Here is a 19455-nt window from a genome sequence, read left to right as displayed (position 1 = left end):
GACCGTCGGCCGCAATATAGAGAAAGCATTGCGAACAGACCAACCTGCCGTCAGTATGTGGCGTCCCACCCGCAGGCAGGCCCGATGCGCGCCAGCGCATAGGTCCAGTTGACCTGCTCCTGTTCCAACCGGATCCGCTCCCCGTGGACGCCCGAGGCCAGTTCACCGACGAGCTGTGCCTCGGCCGCATCCAGGTGGACAAGGGTGCCCTTCGACGGACTGGTCTCCACACCCCAGAAAGCGCGGTGGTCCATGAGCGTTTCCTTATCCATCAAGACGCTGCGCACGTGCGAATGGTGCGAACGCAGCTGGTTCAAGATGGCAAAGCCATGCGTGTCCAGGTCTCCCCAGTACACGACGTCGCAATCGCGCACCCACCCGGCCGCGCCCAGTCCGCTGAATCCGTAGCCACCGCCGAAGACAACCAGCGTGTCCGGCATCAACGGCAGCGCGAGGAAGTTCGTCTTGTTCTCCGTGACGATCACGGACTTCACCGCCAGTGCCAACTTCTCGAAGGCCTCGGCGGGGATTTCCACGTCCTCCGCCCCGCCCGGCGCATTCAGGATCGCTGCCAGCGCGCGCATGCGCACCTTATCTGGCTCGGTAGTAAAGCCGTGGCGCGTCCTGAACGACTTCATCGAGGAACTGCGCGGGGCCTGGACACCCGTGAGGACCGCGGCCATTTCGTCGATGGTGCGCACGTGTTTTTCCACGAATTTGGTGTGCACGCCGGCCAATGCGAGTTGGCGCACGTAGATGCCGGGTTGCGGATTTTCCGCCAGCCACCGGGCCACCTTTGCGACAACAAACGCGTCATCTCCCAGCGCCAGGAGCTGGAACGGCTTGGCCAACACCCACGGATGAAGGCCGGGTTCCGCCGCTTCGAGCTCGGCAGCGAATTTCAGGAATGCGGCAGATTCCCTGCTTTTGCCCGTGAAGGTGATCTCGTCTTCGACCGAGTCGAAACACGCAGCATGCGGAACGTCGTTCGCCCCGATGCTCTGGTGCCCGATACTCCGGGTCTCCAGGCGGTAATGCTTGGCCCCGGCATGCAGTTCCCGGGCCCAGTCCCTCGCCTCGGCAAAGCGCTGCCTCAAGTCCCCTGCCGCCGGCGACTTCAGCGTGCGCCGGCGCGGATAGGCACCCGAGGGCTGCAGCAGCTCGCGCAACAGCTCACCGCGCTCCCACGACTTCAGGCAGGCGGCCCGCAACCCCGCCGTGTCCGTCCAGCCCGCTGCCTTAGTTGCCACGGAGTTCCTTCTGCGCCCGGTACTCCTGGATGCTCATGTTCCGAAGGTGCGATGCCTGGCCGGAGGGGTTGTCGACGAACCCCACGTGCGCCACGAACGGCTCGATCACGTGGATCTTCTGCAGCGGCGTGACGATCAGCAGCTGCAACTTCATTTGCCGGAACAATTCCAATCCGTAGCGGGCTGACTCGTCCGAACCCCGGCCGAAGGCCTCGTCGATCACCACGAACCTGAAGTTCCGCTTGGCCTCGGTCTTGCCGGACTTGCGCCCGCCCAGCCCGAACTGGAAGGCCAGCGCCGCGGCAAGGATCGTGTAGGCCAGCTTTTCCTTCTGCCCGCCGGACTTGCCGCCGGAATCGGTGAAGTGCTCGAATTCCTCGCCCGTTTCGCTCCAGCGCTCGGAGGCGCTGAACGTGAACCAGTTGCGCACGTCGGTGACGTTCGCCGTCCACCGTTGGTCCAGGCTGGTAAGCCCCTCGCGGCCACGGAAGCGTTCCACCAGCTTGGAGACCTGGGCGAACTTCAGCTCCGAGTACTGCTCGGACTCCCCCAGCGTCCCTTCGGAACACGATCGCAGATCCACGATGAACTCGCGGATCTCCGGGTCGGTGGACTGGTCGTGTTCCAGCTGGATGTGCCTGCCGGCGTTGTAGTCGATCTGCGCGAGCGACGCGTTGATCTGCCCGATGCGCCCGGTGATGTCGGTCTTGCGCGCATCGAGGAAGGCGTTGAACGCGACAATCTCGTTGATGGTGTTCTGGTTCAGCGCCTCCTTGAACCGGGTGGCGAAGCGCGGCAAGTCGTCCTTTTGGAGCCGCTCGAGCAGCGCGACGAACTCCGGGGCGGCCTGAAGCGAATTGTCGATGTCCGTACACTCCTCGGGGTACTTGGCCCTGAACTCCGACATCCGGTTCAAGGTGTTTTCCCCGGCCCTGATCACCTGCCTGTTCAGGCCGTCGATGCGGTTGGTCAGCTGCTCGCGCACCGTCCGCTCGGTGGTGGTGGTGTTGCGGTAGTTCAGTTCGGCTTCGCCCAGCGCTTCGGCGGTTAGTCGCGCCAGCTCCTCGAGCACCTGGGTGCCGTTGCTGGCCGGGGTTTCGGCCAGGGAATCGCGGCACCCCTCAATCGCGACCTCGATGTCCTCGATTGCCTGCTTGTTCCGGCCCCCGCGGTCGATCAGCACCTCCAGCTGTTCCGCCAGCTTCCTGGCGCTGAGCACCAGCTCGGCTTCCTTGGTGGCCAGCAGCGAGAGCTGGTCGTTGGCACCCGACAGCTCCCGGTGTTCTGCCTCGAGCCGATCGATCTCGCGTGCCGTGAGCTGCCAGCTGATCTCGGTAAACGATTTCACGCCCTCGACACTGCCGATGGCGCGCTGGGCCAATCCCAGGTCACCCAACTTCTCCAGCAGCGCATCAATGCGCAGCCTGGCTCCACCGCGCCGTGCCTTTGCTTCGTCCAGGGCCTTGCGAACCACCTGAATCTTCTCGTGGTTGTCCCACCCCAGCACGAAGTTCCGCGGGTCCCTGCGGCCCGGCCGGTCGTCCTTCTCGTGCCGTCCGCCGCCTGTTTTCAGCTGCCCGTTGGCCGTCAAAGCCCGGGAGTGCCGGCGGAAGTCCTCCAACGATTCACAGCACTGGTGGTCAAAGTTCCTGTTCAACTCCGCCAGCAGGTACGCACGAAACTGCGTCCCGCCCTTGATCTCGATCTTGGATGCCAGTGTCCCGGGTTTCTGTTCCGCCCCGCGCACCGGGCCTTCGTCGACCTTCCGGTAGACCAGGCGCCCACGCAGGTTGTTCGCATCCACCCAGTTGGAGACCTCTGAATAGCGTTCATGCGGGACCAACAAGGACAGCGCGAACCCGCGCAGGGTCAGTTCCGCGGCGCTCTCCCAGAGCTGCTCGGCGGGACGAACCCGCAACAGTTCGCCGATGTACGGGAGCGCCGTTTCCTCCAGGCCCAGGCCCTCGCAGAGCCGGCGGCGGATCTCCAGCTGCTCGCGCGGCAGCAGGTTTTGCCGTGCCAGCAAGGAAACATGCTCCTCCGCAAGCGCTGTTTCCTCCGCCGCGCATTCCTGCTCCTGGCCAAGCAGGAGCGCATGTTCCTGCTGAAGCCGCGCGCTCTCCTCCTCCAACCGGGAGGTGGTTGCCGGCAGCGCAGCAACGTTCGCATCGAAATCAACCTGGTTGCGCACCTCGGCCAACTCCAGCAACGCGGCCGAGGCGTCGTAGCTTGCTGCCTTGGTTTTCTGTCGTTCCTGCTCGGCGCGCGCCGCATGGATCTCGGAATCGATGGCGGCAAGCCTTCCGCCGCCCTGGGTACGGATATCATCGCGGACGACGGCCAGCTGTTCCTGTGCCGTGGCCGCCTGCGCCTTCTTGGCTTCCGACTCACGCGCAAGCCGCGCCGCGGTGCGTCCAAGCTCCGCCTGGTGTTCCAAGCTCAGTTCCAGCTGCCGCGACATGAACCACGGGGTCAGCTCATCGCGCAGCGCGCGGCTGGTTTTCTCCTGTGCATCCAGCTCGCTGTGCCGGGCCGAGTGATCGCGCACCGGGGTCAGCATTTCGATCTGGTCCTTGGCCCGGCGCACTGCGTCGTGGGCCTTTTTCAAGTCGTCGAAGTGCTCGATCAGGTTCTTGATCCTCTCGGCCACATCGTCGTCGTCAAGCATGTTGGTGCGCACGAAGCCGGTGATGTTCTCCACCTGCTTCATCGACACCGTGCGGTGGAACAGGTCCATGGCCTGCGACCCGGTGATCCCGAACTGGCGCTTGAACGCAGACTCGTAGGAGTCGAAGGTGTCAAAGACAGTGACACCGGCAGTGCCGCGCAAACGCCGCTTGAGCTTGGAAGCGTCTCCGCCGAAGTCCGCAAAATCCCCGGTGATCGATTGGTCGCCCTCGGCCAGCGAGTAGAAGCGGTTGGGCTGGCCGGATTCCTGGGTGGCCCAGAGCGTCAGGGCCAGGGTGACTGCCTTGTCCAGCTCCGCGTTGCCGAACACGCCCAGCACCACGGTGTAGGACCCGGGCTTGCGCAGCGCCACGGGCTTGGAGGACTCCGATGCGCCGCGTTCGGACTTGTGGAAGCCACGCACGTAGGACATCAGCGAGCGCTCCTTCTTCTGCGCGCCCGCTGCCTTGTTGAACTCGATGCGGTGCGCCGGTAACAGCAGCGTGGTGATCGCGTCGACTACCGTGGATTTGCCCGAGCCGATGTCGCCGGTGAGCAGCGAGTTCTTCCCGTCCAGGATGAAGCGGCGCACCTCCCCGTCAAAGGTGCCCCAGTTCAGGATCTCCAGCCTGCGCAGACGGAATCCGGGTTCCAGGCCCTCGAGCTCGAACGCCTCGGTGTGTTGCTCCTGCGCCGAGGCGGCCTCGGGCGCGGGGAGCGTCCGGGCCGGAAGCGCCGGTTCACCGGCGGCGGCGTCCCTGCCTGCCGCGGCAACCGGAGCACGGCCGTTGGGTACCTGGTCAAAGAGCGAGTCCTGATCCCGTCCGAAGAGCGAGCCCTGGCCACCAAAAACTTCCATCTGGTTCATTCCGTTCCCTCCAGCGCCGCGCGGTAGTCGGCCAAGCGCGCATCGAACTCGTTGAGCCACTGCGCATCCACGAACGCCTTGATGATTCGCAGGACCTCGTAGTGCTCATCGGTGCCGCGCAGCTTACGCAGGAAGCCCAGTTCCGCGACCTGCTTGATGGAGGTGCTCAGCCGCTCGAACAAGCGCACCTCGTTGCTGGTTTCGGGCATGAACACCGAGACCATCTCCGCGATCTGCTCGCGGGTCATCACCAGCCGGGCCTCGGAGGTCTGCTGGTCGAACTCCGCCAACCGCACCCGCAACAGCGCCAGCAGCAGCGAGACATGGAAGGTCAGCGGCCGCCGTGCGACCAGCCGCGGCAACTTGGAGTCCTCCTCCTGGTTCGAGCGCAGGAACGCGTAGCCCTCGACGTCGTCGTGGAAGAGCTCCAGCCCGAGCACCGCGACGTAGTCGCGGGCCGTGGCGACGTTCTCCCCCAGTTCCTGCCACAGCTTGGGGTCCGCTTCCCGGTAAATCACGCCCTTGAGCAGGTGGGTGAGCACCAGCGACAGCGCGTCGGTGCCCGCCGGGGCCCCGGCACCGTCGCCGGCCGTGCCCTCCTCGATCTCGAAGGGCAGTGCTTCATCCAGGGTCATGAGGGCCTCACAAAGGTTACGTGTTCCACCGTGGCTTCGCGCCGCGCCCCGGTGTTGGTTCTCCAGGAAAGGGTCTGGGTGCGTGAGGCGTCGATGTCCGCCCAGCCGGATTCGGCAGCTATCTGGAAATAGGTGACGACCTCGGCCAGCCCCTTGTCCAGCGGGTGCAGTTCAAGGACCTGCCCGAGGCTCGCCTGCGGCAGCTGCTCCAGGACCTCGTCAATGTTCGATTGGAGTTCGGCCCGGTCCACATAGAACTGGTCGAATAGCGCGCTGGAATCGACGTCGGTGTCCTCGGCGAGCGCCACCGCATCGTCGATGACCACCTGCGTCCCGGGCTTGTAGAGCGGGCGCTCGAAGGGCAGCGAGACCTCCGCCTGCTGCGCCGCGATCTCGGTCACGGGACCCGGGGGCGGGTCGTTGCGCAGCGCGAGCGCGTTCGATTCAATGCTGCGGATCAGTTGCATGATGCGCTTGTTCTCCAGGAAAACCTTGTCGTCGAGCAGCCTGCGCATCTGAGAGGAGAGCCGGCGCACCGTGCCCTGGGTCTGTTCGACCGCCGGCAGCCAGTCGCGCTGCAGGTTCACGATCTCCCCAACCCCGTCCACGTTCGACAGCGTGGGGATCCGGGTGGCCTTTTCCAGCAGGTCGGACAGTTCCGCGCGCTGGGCCGGGGACATCAGGTAGTCCCAGAACCCCTGGAAGGTCCTACCCTGCAGCGAACCGGAGATGTCCTCATGGTTGGTAAAGATCGCGTCGAGCAGCTCGCCTTGGCTGCCTTCCCAGGTGGCGATGCGTTCGCGGACCTTGCGGTCAAGGTCGCGGAAGTTCGCTTCGACCTCGCGGAAGTCCGAGAGCAGGTCCTGAGCCTGGGCGCGCAGCTGCTGATAGTGGTCAAGGGCCTCCGGGCCGGTCATCACCGGCATGTCACCGGCGATCACGGCCGCGATCTTCTCGTCGATGGCGGAGCGTTCGGCCTCCAACTGGGCCAGGCGCACTTGGGGGTCGGTTTCCGAGCCCTGCACCAGGGTCTTGAGCAGCGCGAAGATTCCGGTCAGCCGCGACTGGGTGGCCACGAATTCCCGCCCCTGCAGGGACTGGACCCAGCGCACCGCGTCCTCGGTGGTAGGCGTCAAATCGAAGATCGGCTCGTCCTGGTTCTCGATGTAGAACTTCCGCAGCCAGGCCTTCTCCGGCGCCGCCCAGTTGTCCAGGTATTCCGCAGCGCTGCGCGGGAATACGGTTTCGCCCTGCTGATCGCGGACCATGAACAGCACGTCTTCGAGCGCGTCGATCAGCTCGCGGCGCGGGATATTGCGGCGGTTCGGTTCGATGAAGGCCGCGGCGAAGAAGGCAACTACCAGCGGGGCGTGGTCCGCGCGCAGCAAGGCCCACCCCGGGTGGTTTTCCCGCAGCCCGTGTACGGCGTAGTAGTCCACGTCTTCCGCCCCCTCTCCTCAACGATCCAACGGCGCTCCCCCGGCCAGGCGGCCCGTCCCCCACCATCATAGGGAGCGTTGGCGACAGGTTGGCCCCGTGGCGCGACATGCTGCGGGTGACCTTCCGGCGGGGCCTCGCCGAACAGTGCTGACCGAACTGCAATCAGGCGTTGGCCTCGACGTAAGCACTTTCGAGCCAGCCGCGCTCGAGGTCGTTGAGCGCGCGCGAGGAGACCCCGTCCGCGGCCAGCGGAACCATGACCGTGGTGCCGTCAAAGACCGGCTGCCCGTCTTGGATTCCCACATGCCGCAGGGAGAACGACTTGGTGCCGATGCGCACCACTGTCAACTGGATTAGCATGGTCGGCTGGTAGTACAGCGGACGCAGGTAGTCCAGCCGCAGCGAGGCCACGACGGTGCCGTGCGGGAAGCGGCCCGATTTGCCCCGCGGCTGCGTCCAGCGCAGGCGCGCCTCCTCCATCAGCGTGACGATGCGGGCGTTGTTCACGTGCCCCAACGCGTCCTCGTCGGACCAGCGCAATTGCAATTCAATGTCGATCGGTGCCGGAGTGCCGGCACCATGGTTTTCGCTCATGGATCCCATTGCACCAGAGTGCGGGAAAAGCGCGCAGAACATGAAGTCCGCGGGTCGCCGAGGCGTCCGCCCCGTTAGGCTGGATGAATGCGTCTCTGGAGCTTGCACCCCACGTACCTGGACACCAAGGGCCTGCTCGCCGGCTGGCGCGAGACCTTGCTGGCGCAGAAGGTGCTGGACGGGAGGACCTCCGGCTACCGGAACCACCCGCAACTCGTGCGCTTCCGCGCCGCCGCGGATCCGCTCGCGGCGGTCGGGAACTACCTGGAGGGCCTGGCCCGGGAGGCCGACGCGCGCGGCTACAACTTCAACCGCGCCCTCATCCTGCACCCGCCGGCGGACGGCCCGGTGCAGATGCTCACCGTGGCCGCCGGCCAGGTCGGCTACGAAAGCGAACACCTGCTGGCCAAGCTGGCCGTGCGCGATCCGGAACGCGAATCCCTGCTGGCGGCTGCCGACCCGCCCCGGCTGCATCCCGCCTTCGGGGCCGTCCCCGGGGACATCGAGTCCTGGGAACGGCCCGAAGCCGGACGCCGGAGTCAGCCGGCCGGGGTGAAGTCCCGGACCCCGATGTAGTCCGGGCGCGGCTGGTCCGCGCCGAACGGTTCGACCAACGTGTTTTTGACGCTGTTGAACACGATGAAGATGTTCGAGCGCGGGTACGGGCTCACGTTGCCGTTCGAGGCGTGCATGCAGTTCGAATCGAACATCACTGCCCCGCCGGCCTTGCCCTCGAGCACGTCAATCCCGTATTCATCGGCGAACCGGGTCAGCGTCTCCTTGTCAGGGGTTCCTGCTCCCTGCATGATGAGGGACTTCTTGTAGTTGTCCTCCGGCGTTTCGCCACCGCAGGAAATGAACTTCTTGTGCGAGCCGGGCATGATCATCAACGGCCCGTTGAACGTGTAGTTGTCGGTCAGCGAGATCGAGATGCTCACCGCCCGCGGGTCCGGCATGCCGTCCTCGGCGTGCCAGGTCTCGAAGTCCGAGTGCCAGGAAAATTCCTTGCCCTCGAAGCCAGGCTTGAAGTTCACCCGAGACTGGTGGATATAGACCTCCGAGCCCAGGATCTGCCGGGCCCGGCCCACAACGCGGGGGTCGTTGGCGATCTTCTTGAAGACCTCGCTGGTCCGATGCACGTCGAAGATCGAGCGCACCTCCTGGGACTTCGCCTCGATGATGGTCCGCTCGTCGGCCCTCACCGACGGGTCTTCCGACATCCGGCGCAGTTCCACCCGGAGAACCTCCAACTCCTCGGGGTCCACCAGCTGGTCGATGGCCAGATAGCCCTTGGACTCGAAACCCTGCAGGGTCTGCGCGTCAATGGGTCCATCGGCGGCGGTTCCCCAGGCCACCGGGCCCGGGCGATCAAGCACCGTGTAGTTGCTGCCTGTTCGTGTTGGATACGCATCGTGGTGGCGACGCAATGTCTCCGTCATGTCCGTTCCTCCTCGGTTTTTTAACTTGTCTGCGCCGTACCGCGCAGACACGGATGTGCCGGACCCTTCGGGGCCGGCACATCGCACTGCCCTGCCCCGTGGGGCAGGCAAGTCCACGGGGGGGCGAATGGCCCCCGATGCGGGTCAGGAAGCCGAAACCGCCTCTTCGACGACCAGCGGGTAGACGCCGTTCTCGTCGTGGACCTCGCGGCCCGTCACCGGCGGGTTGAACACGCAGGCCATGCGCAGCTCGGTGGTGGCGCGCACGGTGTGCTTCTCATTGCCGTTGAGCAGGTACATGGTGCCGTCGCCCAACTGGTGCACCTCACCGGTCTCCTCGTTGGTCAGCGTCCCCTCGCCCTGCACGCAGTACACGGCCTCGATGTGGTTGGCATAGTGGAACGTCGAGGTGGTCCCGGCGTAGATCACGGTGTCGTGGAAGGAGAAGCCGACGCCCTCCCCCGCAAGCACCATGCGGCGGCTGCGCCAGGTCTCCGACTTGACGTCGCGGTCGGTGTCGTTCAGGTCGTTCAGGTTGGTAACCAGCATGTGTCCTCCAAGGGGATCGATAGTGTACTCGGCGGCCGTTGCCGGCCATGGAAGTCGGGGGGGGTGATTAGGCGGAGGCCAGCGCCGGGGTGCCGGCGACGGTGCGCACTGCCGCGGCGAGGATCGCCAGGCCGCGGCCCAGTTCCTCGTCGGTGACGGTCAGCGGCGGCATGAGCTTGACGACCTCGTCATCGGGACCGGAGGTCTCGACCAGCAGTCCGTTCGCAAAGGCCTCGGCGGCGACCTTGGAAGCCGTCTCCAGATCCGGGAAGATGATGCCCACGAGCAGGCCGCGGCCGCGGAGGCCCGCGCCCTCGACGGTGCCAGCGATTTCCTCGAGTCCGCGGTGCAGCGTCTCGATGGTGCCCGCCAGCTGCTGCTGGAACTTGTCGTCGGCCCAGTAGGTGCGCAGCGCGGCGGTGGCGGTGACGAAGGCCGGGTTGTGGCCGCGGAAGGTTCCGTTGTGCTCGCCCGGCTCCCAGACATCCAGTTCCGGACGGAACAGCGTCAACGCCATCGGCAGCCCGTAGCCGGAGATCGACTTGGAGACGCATACGATGTCCGGCTCGATCCCGGCTTCCTCGAAGCTGAAGAAGGTGCCGGTGCGGCCGCATCCGGCCTGGACATCGTCGACGATCAGCAGGATGTCGTGGCGCTTGAGCAGCGCCGCGAGGCTGCGCAGCCATTCGATGCGGGCGGCACGCAGGCCGCCTTCGCCCTGCACGGTTTCGACGATCACGGCGGCCGGCTTGTCCACGCCGGAGCCCGAATCCTCCAGGACCCGCTCGAGCCACATGAAGTCGGCGGTGGTGCCGTCGAAGTAGTCATCGTAGGGGATCTTGGAGCTGTTGGTCAGCGGGATGCCGGCGCCCTTGCGCTTGAGCGAGTTGCCGGTGACCGACAGCGAGCCCAGGGTCATGCCGTGGAACGCGTTGGTGAAGGAGAGGATGTGCTGGCGCCCGGTGACCTTGCGGGCCAGCTTCAGGGCGGCCTCCACCGTGTTGGTGCCGGTCGGGCCCGGGAACATGACCTTGTAGTCAAGGTGGCGCGGCTTGAGGATCAGTTCCTGGAACGTCACAAGGAACTCTCGCTTGGCCGGGGTCATCATGTCCATCGAGTGGACGACCGCGCCGCTGGAAAGGTAGTCCAGCAACGGCTTGGTCAGCGCGGGGTTGTTGTGCCCGTAGTTCAGGGCGCCGGCGCCGGAGAAGAAGTCCAGGTACTCGGTCCCGTCCTCGGAAGTCTGCGTGGCGCCTTTGGCGTGCGTGAACACGACGGGCCAGCTGCGGCAGTAGCTGCGGACTTCGGATTCCAGGGTTTCAAAAATATTGCTCATGGTCTTTCCCTTCAATAGGTATGACAAAGCTGCGGCCGGTCCTCGAAGGAGCTGGCCTCGGTGCGAAGATACTGATGGTGGTGCGGGCAGGTCGGGCCGCCCGCTGGCCGCAATGGATACGGCGTGGTCAGGAAATGGTGCCGCTAGCGGCTTCCGGCGGCAGCCAGTTCAGGCACCGGTGAATTGGTGCCATGCCCCAGCGGGCCGATCCTGTACAGGTACTCGGTGTCGTGGTCGTCCGGGTAGAGCTCGGGGGTAAACAACGCCGTCCGGGTCAGTTCGGCACCGTGCCGTTCGGCGAAACGGGTGAACAGCCGGTTGGAAGGCGCGTTGTCATCGGTGACCGTGGTCTCGAGCAGTTCCGCGCCGCTGCGTGTTGCCAATTCGTCGAGCATGGCCGCAGCCAGGCCGCGCTGCTGGAAGTCGGCACCCACGGCGACCTGCCACACCATGAGTGTTCCCGGGTCCTCGGGGCGCAGGTAGCCGGTGACGAAGCCGGCCGGGGCACCGTCGATTTCGGCGATGAGCGACGTCTCGGCGAAGTCGCGGGCCCAGAGCAGGTACGCGTACGAAGTGTTCACGTCCAGTACTTGGCTGTCGTGGGCCATCTGCCACAGGGCGCGGCCGTCGGATACTGCTGGTTGGCGGAATGTTGCCTCGGACAATGTGTTTTCGAGTTCTTCAACCATCCATTCCAACGTAGCCATATGTCAGCAGAACTCAACCCCGAGTCCGGGGATTTGACAAGAATCGGCCAACGCCGGGGCTGCCGGCCCATTCGGAGGCATCCCATGGGCGACTAAGGAAGCGCGGGGGTCGAGCGGGACCCGAAAAAGGCCCGAAATACCGTTATCATTTTGTTATATTACGAAGGGTCCCACGGCCCCGGGCGCGATCCGGGGGCAGAGTGGTCGACATTGAAGGAGCGGACTGGCATGCGGGAAAGCTGCAACGTCGCCGAATGAATCCGCTCATCGGAGCATCGACCTCTGTTGCGGGCGATCGCCGGAGACCCGAAATCGACGCCACACCGGGTATGACGCCACACCGGGTATGCAGAGACCCGTTCCCCGTGGCCACCGGGATCCAGGGAACCCTGGCCGTCAATCCCGACCCCGCTTTCGCCTGCCAATGGAGTTGGCCAAACCGGGCGCCGCTTACCCCCCTAAGGCTTGCACGTAAACCGCGGCCTAGCTTCCGGGATACGTGCCTGACGGTACGCTGCGGTGCTTTCCTGCGGGTGGGAGCCGCCTTTAGCGTTCAGGAAACTCGATGATCTCGCTGCGGATCAGGAACCTCTTGCCCTCGGGCGCTTCCACGGAGAACCCCGAGCCTCGTCCGGGAACCACATCAATGGTCAGCTTGGTGTGCTTCCAGTACTCGAACTGCTCCCGGCTCATCCAGAAGTCCAGGGAGCCCAACGCACCGTCCTCGCCGTCCGGCAGCGCGAACGTGCCCAGCAGGATGTCCGAATCGCCGGTCTTGAACTCCCCGGCCGGGAAGCACATGGGCGAGGACCCATCGCAGCAGCCGCCGGACTGGTGGAACATCAGCGGCCCGTGCCGGTTCCAGAGCTTGCGCAACAGGTCAGCGGCCTCCTGCCCGAGCGCCACCCGCGAAAATTCCTCGCCGGCAATCGCCGGCGCCGACTCGATGACGTTTTCCATGGTCGTGCTCCCTTGTGCTTGTGGGTGTTTCCAATGGCAGACACCACCGCCCGGCACCGTCTTGGGGGATCGGTGCCGGGCGGGAGGTGTGGAACGGTTCCTGCACTGGCCCTGCCCTGGTTCCACGGGGCAGGGGGCTGGGCGTCCGCTACTTGTTGACGTAGTCGATGACCACGCGGCCATCGATCTTGGCGTGCTTCATTTCGTCGAAGACCGCGTTGACGTCCTCAAGCGGGCGGGTGTGGAAGGTGGGCTTGATCTTGCCGCGGGCGTAGAACTCCAGCGCCTCGTCCATGTCCTGCCGGGTGCCGACGATTGATCCGCGGATGGTCAGGCCCTTGAGCACGATGTCGAAGATCGGTGCCGGGAAGTCCCCCGGCGGCAGGCCATTGAACACGATGGTTCCGCCGCGCCGGGTCATGCCGATGGCTTGGCCGAATGCCGCCGGGTGCACCGCGGTGACGAGCACCCCGTGGGCGCCGCCGGTGGCCGCCTGGATGGCCTCGGCCGGGTCTTGCGCGAACGCGTTGACGGTGACCTCGGCGCCGTGGCTGCGGGCCAGGGCCAGTTTTTCCTCGGCGACGTCTACCGCGGCGACCCGCATGCCCATGGCGACCGCGTACTGCACTGCGATGTGCCCGAGCCCGCCGATGCCGGAGATGACGACCCACTGGCCGGGCTTCACTTCCGTCTGCTTCAGGCCCTTGTAGACGGTCACGCCGGCGCAGAGCACCGGGGCGATCTCGTACGGGTCCGAACCCTCGGGGATGTGTGCGGCGAACTTCGCATCCACCAGCATGTATTCGCCGAAGGAACCGTTGAGAGAGTATCCGCCGTTCTGCTGCGACTCGCAGAGGGTTTCCCAGCCGGTGCCGCAGTACTCGCAGCTGCCGCAGGCGCTGGCGAGCCAGGCGTTGCCGACCAGGTCGCCGACCTTGACCTCGGTGACGCCTTCGCCGATCTTCACGACGTTGCCGACGCCCTCGTGTCCGGGGACCAGCGGGAGGATCGGCTTGATGGGCCAGTCGCCCTCGGCGGCGTGGAGGTCGGTGTGGCAAACGCCGGAAGCGATGACCTTGACCAGCGCCTGGCCAGGGCCTGGCTCGGGGATCTCGGTGGTTCCAACGGTGAGTTCGTCGCCGAAGTTCTCGACTATGGCTGCGCGCATGGTGCTCATCAGTATTTCCTTGTCATTGGTTGATGGCGCGGGGACAGGGGGTTCGTGCACCGGAAGGTGACTGGCCCCTGATCACGCACCACGGAAGCAGGGCGGAAAGCGGGTGGTGCTCACGTGCGGGGGTGGTGCGCATTGGAGGGGTCGGCGGCTTTCCGGCCGCCGACCCCAGGGCGGTTTAGAAGAAACCGAGCTTGTTCTCGGAGTAGGAGACCAGCAGGTTCTTGGTCTGCTGGTAGTGGTCCAGCATCATCTTGTGGTTTTCGCGCCCGATGCCCGAGGACTTGTAGCCGCCGAACGCCGAGTGCGCCGGGTAGGCGTGGTACTGGTTGACCCAGACGCGGCCGGCCTGGATGTCGCGGCCTGCGCGGTATGCGGTGTTGCCGTTGCGGCTCCACACCCCCGAGCCCAGCCCGTAGAGGGTGTCGTTGGCGATCTCGATGGCGTCCTCGTAGCCGGAGAACTTGGCGACCGAGACGACGGGGCCGAAGATCTCTTCCTGGAAGACGCGCATCTTGTTGTGGCCCTCGAAGATGGTCGGCTGCACGTAGTAACCGCCGGCCAGGTCGCCCTCGAGTTCGGCGCGGCCGCCGCCGGTGAGCACCTTGGCGCCCTCGGCCTTGCCGATGTCCAGGTAGGAGAGGATCTTTTCCAGCTGGTCGTTGGACGCCTGGGCGCCCATCATGGTCTCGGTGTCCAGCGGGTTGCCCTGCTTGATGGCCTCGGTGCGCTTGATGACCTCGGGCATGAACGTGTCGTAGATGGATTCCTGGACCAGGGCGCGCGAGGGGCAGGTGCAGACCTCGCCCTGGTTCAGCGCGAACATGGTGAAGCCTTCCTTGGCCTTGTCGTAGAACGCGTCGTCCTTGGCCGCGACGTCCTCGAAGAAGATGTTCGGGGACTTGCCGCCCAGCTCCAGGGTGACCGGGATGAGGTTCTCGGAGGCGTACTGCATGATCAGCCGGCCCGTGGTGGTCTCGCCGGTGAACGCGATCTTGCGGATGCGCTTGTTGGAGGCCAGCGGCTTGCCGGCCTCCACGCCGAAGCCGTTGACAACGTTCAGCACGCCGGCCGGGAGCAGGTCGCCGATCAGCTCCATCAGCACCAGGATCGAGACCGGGGTCTGCTCGGCGGGCTTCAGGACAATGGCGTTGCCCGCGGCCAGCGCCGGGGCGAGCTTCCACACGGCCATCAAGATCGGGAAGTTCCAGGGGATGATCTGCCCGACCACGCCGAGCGGCTCGTGGAAGTGGTAGGCGGTGGTGTGCTCGTCGAGCTGCGAAAGGCTACCTTCCTGGGCGCGGATGGCGCCGGCGAAGTAGCGGAAGTGGTCGATGGCCAGCGGCATGTCGGCGTTGATGGTCTCGCGGACGGCCTTGCCGTTGTCCCAGGTCTCGGCGACCGCGAGCATCTCCAGGTTTTCCTCCATGCGGTCCGCGATCTTGTTCAGGATCACCGCGCGTGCCGCCGGGCTGGTCTTGCCCCAGGGGCCTGCGGCGGCCTCGGCCGCGTCAAGGGCGGCCTCGATGTCCTCGGCGGTGCCGCGGCCGACCTCGCAGAAGCCCTTGCCGGTGACCGGGGTGATGTTCTCGAAGTACTCGCCCTTGACCGGGGCGACCCACTGGCCCCCGATGTAGTGCTCGTAGCGGGACTTGAACTTGACCAGGGAACCTTCGGTGTTGGGGTTGGCGTAGACCGTCATGACGACTCCTTGCAATCGGTGGTGTGGCGCTGTTCTGGATGTGAGCCTACTCACACCAACGTTGCGGCAACGTTGCATTCCGTCACGGCCCCGATGCGCCGCCCGTCATCCGGCGGATTCGAGCCTTTCGAGGCGCTCGAGCGCGGCGACCACCATCGCCCGGCGGGGCGAGCGGGCGGGCAGGACCTGCAAGGTGGTGCTGAGGACCTCCTCGTCGTCATGCACCTCGGGCAGCTCCAGGAAGCGAAGCAGCTGTGCCGCGGTGCCGTCCTGCAGCAGGCCCTGTCGCAATGCGGCGAAGACCTCGTCGCGGATCGCCTCGATCCCCGGGGCCTGCGAGCGCGGCAGGACAGGTCCCGCGTAATGGGCCAGCGCGGCATCGAGGTCGCCGTTCTCGATGGCACGCAACACCTCGCGGGCATCGCTCGCCGGCGGACCGGCCAGTCGGTAGGGACGCGAGAGCGGGACCAGCGACGGGTCGAATTCCGCCAGCACCTTGCGCAGTCGGACCATTTCGGCCCGCAGCGTACCCATGTCGGCCGCATCCGGATTCAGGTGCAGCAGTTCGACCAGTTCCTCGCCACTGAGCCCGCGGGGATGCCAGGAAAGCAACACCAGCAATTCGGCATGCCGGCTGCTGAGTTCAAGGCGCCCGGCGCCGCGGCGCAGTTCCGCACCCGTGCCGGAGGTCAACCGCAGCATTGAAACTTCCGCCGGCGCCGTGCGCGGTGCCGACGCGGCAGGCGCCACAAGGCTTCGGCGCACCGGTTCGACCTGTTGCCGGTGCCAGCGCAGCTCGGATTCCGCCGCAGCAACGGCCGCCTGCAGGAGCGCCAGCGAATGTGCCGCGACGGCGTCCGGGCCCCCGGTGATGTCCACGACCCCGATCACTTCCCCGGTATCGGGGGCATGGATGGGGACAGCCGTGCAGCTCCAGCGGTGCGCAATGGGATCGAAGTGCTCGGCCCCGGAAACCTGGACGCCCCCTCCGGTGACCAGGGCGGTCCCCGGTGCCGAGGTTCCCACCGCGCGTTCGGACCAATCGGCGCCGGGCACGAAGGCCATCGATTCGGCGTCCCGCAACACCTGGCTGTCCCCCTTGACCCAGAGCAGGCGTCCATGCGGATCGCCGATGGCCAGGATCAAGCGGGCGTCGCGGGTGGGCTCGAGGAGCAGGCGGTCAAAGACCGGAAGCACGAGGCGCAGCGGGGAAGCGGTCCGCAATTCGCGCAGGGCCTCGTCGCCGAGCACGGTGTGGGCAATGGATGCGGCCGCTCCCCTGTATTCCAGGGAACGCAGCCAGGAGGCGCGCACCACGTCGCGCAATTGCCAGACCCCGTGTCCATGCGCCCCCGTACCCAACGTCTCGTGGGCCGCCAGCGCACTGCGCTGCAGTGCCTTGGAGGCGGGGGAAATCAGGGACATTTTTAACCTTCCGCGGGGCAAGGGGCAGAGGCACGCAACATTGCACCGCCACGCAACGTGATCCCCTTCACGATTTGTCCCCAAGCTTAGGGGAGAATCCCCTTCAAATGAACCCCGGCGCCGCTCGGCCGCGACCGACGCATGCGCGGCACCTGGCACCAAGGCAAACCCTTGCACCGATCGCTTCACCCGAGCATCATGGGGTGCGGGAGCCATCCCGTTTCGCCCGACGTCCCTCCCCCACATTAAGGAGCGGCCCCATGGCCCGCATGATATTCCTCAATCTTCCCACCAGGGATCTCGCTGCCTCGGATGCGTTTTATGCCGGGCTCGGATTCGAAAAGAACACCGACTTTTCCAACGACGTGGCCACCGCCTGGATGATCACCGAGACCATCTGGGTCATGGTGCTGTCCGAGGAGTTCTATTCGTCGTTCCTGCGCAACGGGGACAAGCCCACCTACGGCGCCGGCCCGCGCGAGGTGCTCAATGCCATCAGCGGCGAGAGCCGCGAAGAAGTCGATGAGTATGCGAGCCGCGCGCTCGCCCATGGCGGCACCATCTACCGCGAGGCCGCCGAGGAATTCCCGGGGATGTACTCGGTAGCGTTCCTGGATCCGGACGGACACGAATGGGAAGTCGGCTGGATGGACATGTCGGCCGCCCCCGAGGCCTAGGGGAACGGGCAGGTCGCCGATCCGTGGATCGGCGACCTGCCCGTCTCTATTGACCCGGAATTCCCACGCGCTCAGGCGGTGCAGGCCTCGTTGGAACAACCCGCGTCGCGCGGTGACCAATGGGCCTCGCCCTCGCCCCTGTCTTCCCACACAACATGGCGGTGCTGCCCGCATCGTTCGCAGGAAGGCGCCAGGAACGTGGCGCGCTCGGCGTCCGTATACAGCTTGTAGTCACCCATGGTTTTCTCCCTTGATCCACACGGAACTAAAGTTCAATCACTCTACGCCGGGTGGGGAGCGGAACTCTAGGATGCCGGGTGGTGGCGCTTGAACTTGCGGTAGTGGTTCACGGTGCTCACCAGGATGTAGAGCCAGCGCCGGGGATTGGTTTCCTTCTTGTAGTACAGCGGGTGGCTGTATCGCTTGGCCGAAATCAGCTCCTCGACCCCGGCCTTCATGTCGCCGGGCAGGTAGCGGCGCAGCAGCCGCAGCGGCAGGATGTTGTAGAGGTGGCGATTGTTGGCCACCTGCAGTTCCCCCGCCCCGGTCAGGCCGCCGCGCAGGTATTCCTCGACGTAGAAGCGCGTGACGTTGTCTCCGGCGGCGGTGATGTAGAAGTGGTTGCGGCCCAGGCGGGGATTGAGCTCGAAGAACTTGTAGGTCCCGTCGCGCGGGTCCAGTTTCATGTCGAACATGGAGAAGCCCGTCCAGCCGAGCTCCTCGAGCAGGCGGGTGCCCTCGGCGACGGCCGTGTCGTTGGGCTGAGCGACGATGGCGGCGGAGTTTCCCAGGGCGCCGGGCGCGTGCTCCTCGACGATGACCCGGCCGCAGGAGACAAAGCGGACCTTGCCGGCCCGGTCGCTGAAGAACGTGGCCAGGTGCATGCCGCTGTCATCGCCCGGGATCAGGTCCTGGACGACAAGCGTGCCGGTGTACCCCGCCTTGGTGGCGCTGCCGATGAGTTCGGTCAGCTGCGCCAGCGAGGCGACGGTGTGGACCTTCTTCTTGCCCGCAAACTCCAACGCGCCCCAGGCCACCCCGTCGGAGGGCTTCACGATGGCGGGGAACGGCACGCCCTCGGCGGCGAGCTCCGCCTCAAGCGCCGCGGGATCCGCCCCACCGGCGGCGCAGTCGTGGACCACGGTGGCGGGATAGCTCACGCCAAGGTCGCGGCACAACTCATAGAAGGCATCCTTCTCCGTGGCCCGGTCCAATTCGGCGTTGCCCACGTACGGGATGGTGAACCACTCGGACAACTCGGCGGCGTGGGTGGCGATGAAGCGGATGTGCTGGTCCGCTGCGCCCAGGAGCAACAGCGGCCGCTTGGTGCCGTTGGATCCGGCCAATTCGCGTCCCAGCCCGGAGACGAAGGCGGCAAATGCCGACGCATCGTCCTGCCGGGCAAAGGGGCGCGGCACCAGGATCCGGGAGTGTTCGGTAATGCCGGTCATGACCGACGGGACGACAACCGAATGCACGTCGTACTGCTCGTGGAACTCGCGCGCCAACGAGTACGCGCCGATGTCACCGCCCAAAATGACAGGGACGAAGGGCTGGTTATCGTTGATCTGCATGTTCCAAAACTATCAACCGCCCACAAATCGGATACCCCAGTAGGGTACTTGACAGGATACCCGCTGGGGGTATTATTGAGGCTATGGAAAACATCGCCCTGCCCATCGACGAGCACGTCGGCCACGGATACACCGCCAACAAGGAATCGCTGCTGAAGCGGCTCAGCCGCATCGAGGGCCAGGTCCGCGGCGTCAGTCGCATGGTCAACGAGGACAAGTACTGCATCGACATCCTCACGCAGATCTCCGCCATCAACGCGGCCCTGCACAAGGTCAGCCTCGGCCTGGTGGAAGAGCACGTTTCGCATTGCGTCGTGAACGCCGCGGCCCAGAGCATCGAAACCGGGGACCAGTCCTACGTGGATGACAAGGTAGCCGAGGTCACCACGGCCATCGGCCGCCTGCTGCGCTAAGAAACCCCGCATCACCACGGATTTCCCAGACCAAACCACTTCCCC

Annotated in this window: 18 protein-coding genes; 3 read left to right on the top strand and 15 right to left on the bottom strand. The window is 65.7% G+C overall.

Annotation, left to right across the window (positions count from 1 at the left end; all coding sequences use genetic code 11):
* Positions 1–50: 50 nt before the first annotated feature.
* The 5 genes from AC6CHY_RS17585 to AC6CHY_RS17565 all read right to left on the bottom strand — a co-directional run bounded on the left by AC6CHY_RS17585 (position 51) and on the right by AC6CHY_RS17565 (position 7454).
* Positions 51–1250, bottom strand: a complete 1200-nt coding sequence (locus AC6CHY_RS17585) for a Wadjet anti-phage system protein JetD domain-containing protein (RefSeq protein ID WP_498227569.1) — start codon at positions 1248–1250, stop codon at positions 51–53.
* Positions 1240–4785 carry an ATP-binding protein gene (locus tag AC6CHY_RS17580; protein WP_498227568.1) on the bottom strand — a complete coding sequence of 1182 codons (3546 nt, stop codon included), beginning with the start codon at positions 4783–4785 and terminating at the stop codon, positions 1240–1242. The genes AC6CHY_RS17585 and AC6CHY_RS17580 overlap by 11 nt, the downstream gene beginning before the upstream one ends.
* Complete coding sequence (locus tag AC6CHY_RS17575; RefSeq protein WP_498227567.1) at positions 4782–5420, bottom strand: DUF4194 domain-containing protein; 639 nt, start codon at positions 5418–5420, stop codon at positions 4782–4784. The genes AC6CHY_RS17580 and AC6CHY_RS17575 overlap by 4 nt, the downstream gene beginning before the upstream one ends.
* Positions 5417–6859 carry a DUF3375 domain-containing protein gene (locus AC6CHY_RS17570; protein ID WP_498227566.1) on the bottom strand — a complete coding sequence of 481 codons (1443 nt, stop codon included), beginning with the start codon at positions 6857–6859 and terminating at the stop codon, positions 5417–5419. The genes AC6CHY_RS17575 and AC6CHY_RS17570 overlap by 4 nt, the downstream gene beginning before the upstream one ends.
* A 163-nt stretch (positions 6860–7022) precedes the next feature.
* Entirely contained in the window at positions 7023–7454 is a 432-nt protein-coding gene (locus tag AC6CHY_RS17565) for an acyl-CoA thioesterase (RefSeq protein ID WP_498227565.1), read from the bottom strand.
* An 87-nt stretch (positions 7455–7541) separates the two neighbouring features.
* Here AC6CHY_RS17565 and AC6CHY_RS17560 point away from each other — a divergent pair, with 87 nt between their 5' ends.
* A complete protein-coding gene (locus tag AC6CHY_RS17560) occupies positions 7542–8030 on the top strand; it encodes a pyrimidine dimer DNA glycosylase/endonuclease V (RefSeq protein ID WP_498227564.1) in 489 nt (162 codons plus the stop codon).
* Here the strand turns inward: AC6CHY_RS17560 and thpD are convergent.
* The 8 genes from thpD to AC6CHY_RS17520 form a co-directional block, all read right to left on the bottom strand.
* Entirely contained in the window at positions 7994–8893 is a 900-nt protein-coding gene (gene thpD / locus AC6CHY_RS17555; RefSeq protein ID WP_217387025.1) for an ectoine hydroxylase, read from the bottom strand. The genes AC6CHY_RS17560 and thpD overlap by 37 nt on opposite strands.
* Positions 8894–9037: 144 nt before the next feature.
* A complete protein-coding gene (locus tag AC6CHY_RS17550; RefSeq protein ID WP_217387024.1) occupies positions 9038–9442 on the bottom strand; it encodes an ectoine synthase in 405 nt (134 codons plus the stop codon).
* Positions 9443–9509: 67 nt separating this feature from the next.
* On the bottom strand, positions 9510–10778 hold the full coding sequence (ectB, locus tag AC6CHY_RS17545; RefSeq protein ID WP_217387023.1) for a diaminobutyrate--2-oxoglutarate transaminase: 1269 nt from the start codon (positions 10776–10778) through the stop codon (positions 9510–9512).
* A 143-nt stretch (positions 10779–10921) separates the two neighbouring features.
* The gene (gene ectA / locus AC6CHY_RS17540) at positions 10922–11467 is read right to left on the bottom strand and encodes a diaminobutyrate acetyltransferase (RefSeq protein WP_254455710.1); all 546 of its coding nucleotides are present in this window, start codon (positions 11465–11467) and stop codon (positions 10922–10924) included.
* A 564-nt stretch (positions 11468–12031) separates the two neighbouring features.
* The gene (locus tag AC6CHY_RS17535) at positions 12032–12445 is read right to left on the bottom strand and encodes a DUF779 domain-containing protein (RefSeq protein WP_217387021.1); all 414 of its coding nucleotides are present in this window, start codon (positions 12443–12445) and stop codon (positions 12032–12034) included.
* A 148-nt stretch (positions 12446–12593) separates the two neighbouring features.
* Positions 12594–13622: an alcohol dehydrogenase AdhP gene (adhP, locus tag AC6CHY_RS17530; protein ID WP_217387020.1), complete on the bottom strand. Its 1029-nt coding sequence runs from the start codon at positions 13620–13622 to the stop codon at positions 12594–12596.
* 175 nt (positions 13623–13797) lie between these two features.
* A complete protein-coding gene (gene exaC / locus AC6CHY_RS17525) occupies positions 13798–15321 on the bottom strand; it encodes an acetaldehyde dehydrogenase ExaC (RefSeq protein ID WP_217387019.1) in 1524 nt (507 codons plus the stop codon).
* A gap of 105 nt (positions 15322–15426) precedes the next feature.
* A complete protein-coding gene (locus AC6CHY_RS17520; protein WP_498227563.1) occupies positions 15427–16746 on the bottom strand; it encodes a GAF domain-containing protein in 1320 nt (439 codons plus the stop codon).
* A 260-nt stretch (positions 16747–17006) separates the two neighbouring features.
* Here AC6CHY_RS17520 and AC6CHY_RS17515 point away from each other — a divergent pair, with 260 nt between their 5' ends.
* Positions 17007–17423 carry a VOC family protein gene (locus AC6CHY_RS17515; protein WP_498227562.1) on the top strand — a complete coding sequence of 139 codons (417 nt, stop codon included), beginning with the start codon at positions 17007–17009 and terminating at the stop codon, positions 17421–17423.
* A gap of 71 nt (positions 17424–17494) precedes the next feature.
* Here AC6CHY_RS17515 and AC6CHY_RS17510 read toward each other — a convergent pair whose 3' ends face one another.
* Both AC6CHY_RS17510 and AC6CHY_RS17505 read right to left on the bottom strand, forming a co-directional pair.
* Entirely contained in the window at positions 17495–17662 is a 168-nt protein-coding gene (locus tag AC6CHY_RS17510; protein WP_498227561.1) for a hypothetical protein, read from the bottom strand.
* A 66-nt stretch (positions 17663–17728) separates the two neighbouring features.
* The gene (locus AC6CHY_RS17505; protein ID WP_498227560.1) at positions 17729–18997 is read right to left on the bottom strand and encodes a carboxylate--amine ligase; all 1269 of its coding nucleotides are present in this window, start codon (positions 18995–18997) and stop codon (positions 17729–17731) included.
* Positions 18998–19080: 83 nt separating this feature from the next.
* On the opposite strand from AC6CHY_RS17505, the gene AC6CHY_RS17500 reads away from it, so the two are divergent.
* Positions 19081–19410: a metal-sensitive transcriptional regulator gene (locus AC6CHY_RS17500; RefSeq protein WP_217387014.1), complete on the top strand. Its 330-nt coding sequence runs from the start codon at positions 19081–19083 to the stop codon at positions 19408–19410.
* Positions 19411–19455: the final 45 nt, after the last annotated feature.

The organism is Paeniglutamicibacter sp. GQ140, assembly GCF_059759235.1.
This window is presented reverse-complemented; position numbering and strand designations above follow the sequence as displayed.